Origin of the sequence: Staphylococcus sp. GDB9P120P, from assembly GCF_017893435.1 — a bacterium.
Taxonomy (GTDB): Bacteria; Bacillota; Bacilli; order Staphylococcales; family Staphylococcaceae; genus Staphylococcus; species Staphylococcus cohnii.
Genome location: NZ_JAESNB010000001.1, coordinates 1 through 4,504, shown reverse-complemented (window position 1 = coordinate 4,504; position 4,504 = coordinate 1). Strand labels below are relative to the sequence as shown.

The 4,504-nt window shown below is 31.8% G+C and carries 6 protein-coding genes and 1 pseudogene; all 7 read right to left on the bottom strand.

The features are described from left to right. Positions 1-266: pseudogene (locus KA856_RS00035) on the bottom strand (replication initiation factor domain-containing protein); the annotation flags it as partial. Positions 267-788: 522 nt separating this feature from the next. Then, a complete protein-coding gene (locus KA856_RS00030) occupies positions 789-1,244 on the bottom strand; it encodes a DUF334 domain-containing protein (RefSeq protein WP_069820419.1) in 456 nt (151 codons plus the stop codon). Continuing rightward, the gene (locus KA856_RS00025; RefSeq protein ID WP_194440788.1) at positions 1,213-2,160 is read right to left on the bottom strand and encodes a relaxase/mobilization nuclease domain-containing protein; all 948 of its coding nucleotides are present in this window, start codon (positions 2,158-2,160) and stop codon (positions 1,213-1,215) included. Before KA856_RS00025 ends, KA856_RS00030 begins: the two co-directional genes overlap by 32 nt. Continuing rightward, positions 2,147-2,335, bottom strand: coding sequence for a hypothetical protein (locus KA856_RS00020; protein WP_069820417.1), 189 nt, complete (start codon positions 2,333-2,335; stop codon positions 2,147-2,149). Before KA856_RS00020 ends, KA856_RS00025 begins: the two co-directional genes overlap by 14 nt. Beyond that, positions 2,320-2,700 (bottom strand): plasmid mobilization protein, encoded by a 381-nt coding sequence (locus tag KA856_RS00015; RefSeq protein ID WP_210138346.1) that lies wholly within the window; start codon positions 2,698-2,700, stop codon positions 2,320-2,322. The genes KA856_RS00020 and KA856_RS00015 overlap by 16 nt, the downstream gene beginning before the upstream one ends. Positions 2,701-2,969: 269 nt before the next feature. After that, complete coding sequence (str, locus tag KA856_RS00010) at positions 2,970-3,818, bottom strand: streptomycin adenylyltransferase Str (RefSeq protein ID WP_031795436.1); 849 nt, start codon at positions 3,816-3,818, stop codon at positions 2,970-2,972. Positions 3,819-3,825: 7 nt separating this feature from the next. Beyond that, the coding region (locus KA856_RS00005; protein ID WP_210138345.1) for a replication initiation factor domain-containing protein at positions 3,826-4,504 on the bottom strand (679 nt) is incomplete at its 5' end.

Below are 4,504 nucleotides of genomic sequence, written 5' to 3'. Positions count from 1 at the left end.
TCTTGTAGAGCCTTAGCTTTAAATTTGGTTTGTAATATATCCCAAAGTCTAATTTGTGGCGCAATACTCATAAATTCAGACAGTTTGTGAGCATTGTTCTTATTAAGATTCCCAACAATTGTCATAGCATCAAAGTGTAATTTTGGTTCGGGGGTGTACATAATATGTCGGTTTAACCGGCTATTAGAGTAGCCGGTTTTAGAAAAAATTGAATTTTCATGTTCTGTGCTTTGATTTGAAAAGATTTCTTGCTCTTTTTTACTCATAAAAAATCGACTCCTTAATTTAATTTAAGAAGTCGCTCACCCGAATATATATCTTGAAGAATAAACTAATATCGTTTAATATCTAGATATACAAAAAATTGCAAAACACATAGCATATGTTTTTGAAATGGATAAGTCGCTATCACAAACTTTGGTCAGGGCGTGAGCGACTTCTTTTTATTTGTTTATTAATATAACACTATCAAAAGACTTGGTCTAATTAGATCAGGTCTTTTTTATTTAACCATTTGTAATAGCTGATAAATAACTAAAACTATTAAAACACCAAATACATACTTACTTGTTATGAAATTCTCAAAGGCTTCTTTGAATTTCATGTTATCAACTCCCTTATTGCTTTATTCCAATTGCTTTATTGACGTTGAGCCTCGAAACCCTTAACAATCCCAAAACTTGTCGAATGGTCGGCTTAATAGCTCACGCTATGCCGACATTCGTCTACAAGTTTAGTTAAGGGTTTTTCTCAACGCACAATAAATTTTCTCGGCATAAATGCATGGTCTAATCATGAAATTTTGCTCTAATCCATTCGTATAAAACTACAAATGCTATTATTCCAAGTAAATAAGGTAAACCATAAGCAATATACCAAACAAATGTCATAAAACCCTCAGATGCTGCTATTTTGTCTGCTATGACTTTCTGTAGTGTATCTATAGGCAAGAAACTCATAAAGTCACTACCAATTGTCATAATCAAAGCAAATAGCATAAAGACTAACAACATTGCCCCAATACCTGTAAATAATTGCTTTTGTCTTTTTTTATAGTGTTCATGTGACGCTCTTACTTCTTGCAACATACGGTCATTTTCTTCTCGTACTCTGTAAATATCTCTGCCTAATATATCTTTTAATTCTTCTGTATCAACCTGTTTTAATTTTTCTTGAAGTACATCTACAAAATCATTACGAATCTTTAAGCTTTTATCTCGAAATTCCTTCGTTGCCTCTTTCAATTCGGACGTTGTTTCCTTGTGTTCTTTCTCTCTGATTTTCTGATTCTCTTGTATCTCTGCTAGATATTTTACGATTAGCTTGTTTTGTCTCTTGAGCTCGTTCAACTCTTCGTTGTTTAAGTTGCTCTGTGTGTTGCTCGACTGCGTCCCAGTTGACCTTAAATCCGTCTGCATATTCGGATTCTCTTTGTTGTTCTTGATGTCTTTCATGCTCATAGTCAATCGCTCCTTTTTCATAATCTGAACCTAGCGTTCGTCCACGCACCCATTTATTTGCATTTTCAGGCTTATATGAGATTGTTTCGCCACGAAGCTTAACTTCTACCCCTTTTTCTTCTAAATGCTCTGAAAACGTCTCTAAATTGCTTGTATGTGCTTTTGCATTTTCAATTAACTCCCGCAATTCATCTTTCCAAGAATATTCTTCTCTATCAAACACAATGCCTTTTTCTGCTTGCGTGTATCTCATTTTTGCAGTGCCACGTTCTGTCACACTCAAACCATGTTCACGACAGACATTGTCATTTTCTTTTTTGACTAAATCACGTTGTTTTTTATTACTTTGATATTTCTTTCCAGTTTCTAGATCAACTGAATTAATCACAATATGATTATGATAATGGTCTTTATCTGTATGCGTATAAACAGCTACTTGATGATTAGGTGCTATTTTTTCTGCAAGTTCTAAGCCTAGTTGATTACATTGTTCTGGTGTTACTTCGCCAGGTTTAAAAGACTGGATAACCGTATGTGCTTGAATTCCATCTTCTTTGCCATACAAAGCTCTTGTTTGTTTAAAAGCCGATTTCGCATAGTCTACGTCACAATTCAAACCACTTTTTTCTTCTGCACGTTTCTCTGCGTAATTAATTGCTCGGCTTGCCGATTTGGTATTACCTAATTTAGTTGTTGCCATCGTTACCACTTCGTTTCTTATTTATCGTTTTAATTAATAAAACAATATTAACAATTACAGCTATTCCCAAAAGATATAAAAGTCCATACTCCTCAATGTAAATACTAAAAATAGCAACCCCACAAACTGCTATTAAAATAAATAAACTTCTTACAATTTTTACATTTTGTTCCATATGTCATTCAACCTTTCACGAACAGCGTCAATGTTATGTTCTAATCCTTCATAATTCGGTGCATCATGTTGATGTTGATTGCAATATTTAGCAATCTGATTCACATTTGCCCCTAATTTACTTAAATCTTTGGCAATCGATTGTCGCGTCTCTTTATCAAATTTGGGCGCTACCAATCGACTTCCCTGTGCCTTCTTTTTAACAAAATTCGGCACACTCATATTCAAAGTTTCGGCAGATGACCTCAACTTTTCATATTCGGATTCGCTCACTCTGAAACTAATTTGTTTTGGCTCTTTGCGGTTGGGTTTTCGGTTTTCCCCAACAGACAAATCGCTAGCCAAATTACTATCATGTTCACTCATTCAATCCCACCACGTTTCTTCGAAATATATTACTTTCTATATTTGTAGATTATAGGATAATCAACAAAATTTCAAGTAATAATGTGGTTTGGCAAGCGTCGTATATTCTAGCCACTTCGTTCTGAATATACCGGCTTTCTGGGATTAATCCCAGACCCTTTATGTTTTTGCTAACGCAAAAAATGAGTGGCAAAATGCTAGCCACTCATAGTTCAAAACCAAATTCAAATTCAAAACCTATGCAACCAAAAATGTGGTTGCTAATAAAATTAATTCTCATAATTATTACGAATAAAATTCTCAATATTTTTTTCGTAATTTGGATAGTTATAATTTCCTAAACAACTTACTTTATTTGAATAATATTTAAATAATTCACAACAAAGCTTAAAAGATTGGTATGTCTTTCTATATCCATTCATTTCAAAAGTAGCTAAAAACATATTGAATTCTTTATCAGTTAAATATTTGTTTATAAACTTATAATTCTTTCCTAAACTAAAATCAAAACCCCTATTAAAGCCAATATACCAAGAAATCATTCTTAATAATTCAGGACGTAAAATATTATTGAAATGATCTAAAGCAAATAATATTTCTCTTCTAAAAACACCCTTTGCTACATACGTTGAGACACTCCAAAACTCATTACAGCAATCATAAAATTCTCGTTCTGTTGGTTTTTTTAACCAATAATTTGAGTCATCTGGAACAATTTCTTGAGTTACTAAATTATCTTTATCAACTAAAATTTTTACAAGACCATCAGAATCACTAAAATAACGATTTAAATCTTTTAAATTAATTAATGTAATATCCATTTTTATGCCATCTTTAAAATACATTATATAACTGTAACCATAATCTAAATCAGGTGGGAATAATTCCATATCTTCTGGTTTCTGTATAAACAATAATTCTCCAAATAAACTTAACCAACTTTCTTCATGTGTGAAACACTCAATATCTGATACGAAAAAAGCAAAATCATAATCTTGAAACTTATCTTTTTTTATATTTTCATTAGTTCTTGAACCCTCGAGAGCAATAATTTTTACATTGCTTCGTTGATAAGCAAATTCAGAAACTAAATTTAAAATTTCTTTTTCAGTCCTCATTGTTTTTTCACTCCCAAAATCTAAATTCACGCTGCCAAAAATCAATCTGCTTTTGCAATTGTTTTTCATTCTCTTTTAAAGTCAATTTCATTAAGTCCGTTAAATCAATTTCTGAAATACTTTTTAACATTTCTCTATATTTATTTTTTGTACGTCTTTCTAATTTACCCCATGTACTTTCTTCATGAATTAGCATATAAATCATTGCTTGGTCTTTTACTTTTTCTAAACTAGACCAATCTGGTTTCAAAATATGTAAATCATTAAAACAATCGTTCCAATAATCAACCATGTCTCTTTTTAATTCAATTTCTACACGCCATAAGTGTTCAGACATAACTTCAATGTCTGCATTATCCTTACGTTCTTGTTTTTTATTATAAATTCTAATAAATCTATCACTGTCACGAACACCAAAATATTTTGTTTCTGGTTTACCGTTACGACCATAAAAAATAGTTTTCTTAACTGATTTATCAGTCATCGCATAATAATCGCTCAAATCGTCTTCAAAATCAAAAGCCAAATCTAATCTTGTAAAACCATCATCTTCCATGTAGTCAATGATGTTTTGTTTTAACCAAAGCATTTCTTCATGCGTAAGTTTATTAGGATTAAATTCAACACGCATATTACGTCTATCCCACGCATCTGCTTTTACTTTATCATATTCGATGTAAACTTTT

Coding starts and splice junctions, on each gene's coding strand:
- KA856_RS00015 (WP_210138346.1), bottom strand. CDS start 2,700: ATGAGTGAACATGATAGTAATTTGGCTAGCGATTTGTCTGTTGGGGAA.
- KA856_RS00025 (WP_194440788.1), bottom strand. CDS start 2,160: ATGGCAACAACTAAATTAGGTAATACCAAATCGGCAAGCCGAGCAATT.
- str (WP_031795436.1), bottom strand. CDS start 3,818: ATGAGGACTGAAAAAGAAATTTTAAATTTAGTTTCTGAATTTGCTTAT.
- KA856_RS00020 (WP_069820417.1), bottom strand. CDS start 2,335: ATGGAACAAAATGTAAAAATTGTAAGAAGTTTATTTATTTTAATAGCA.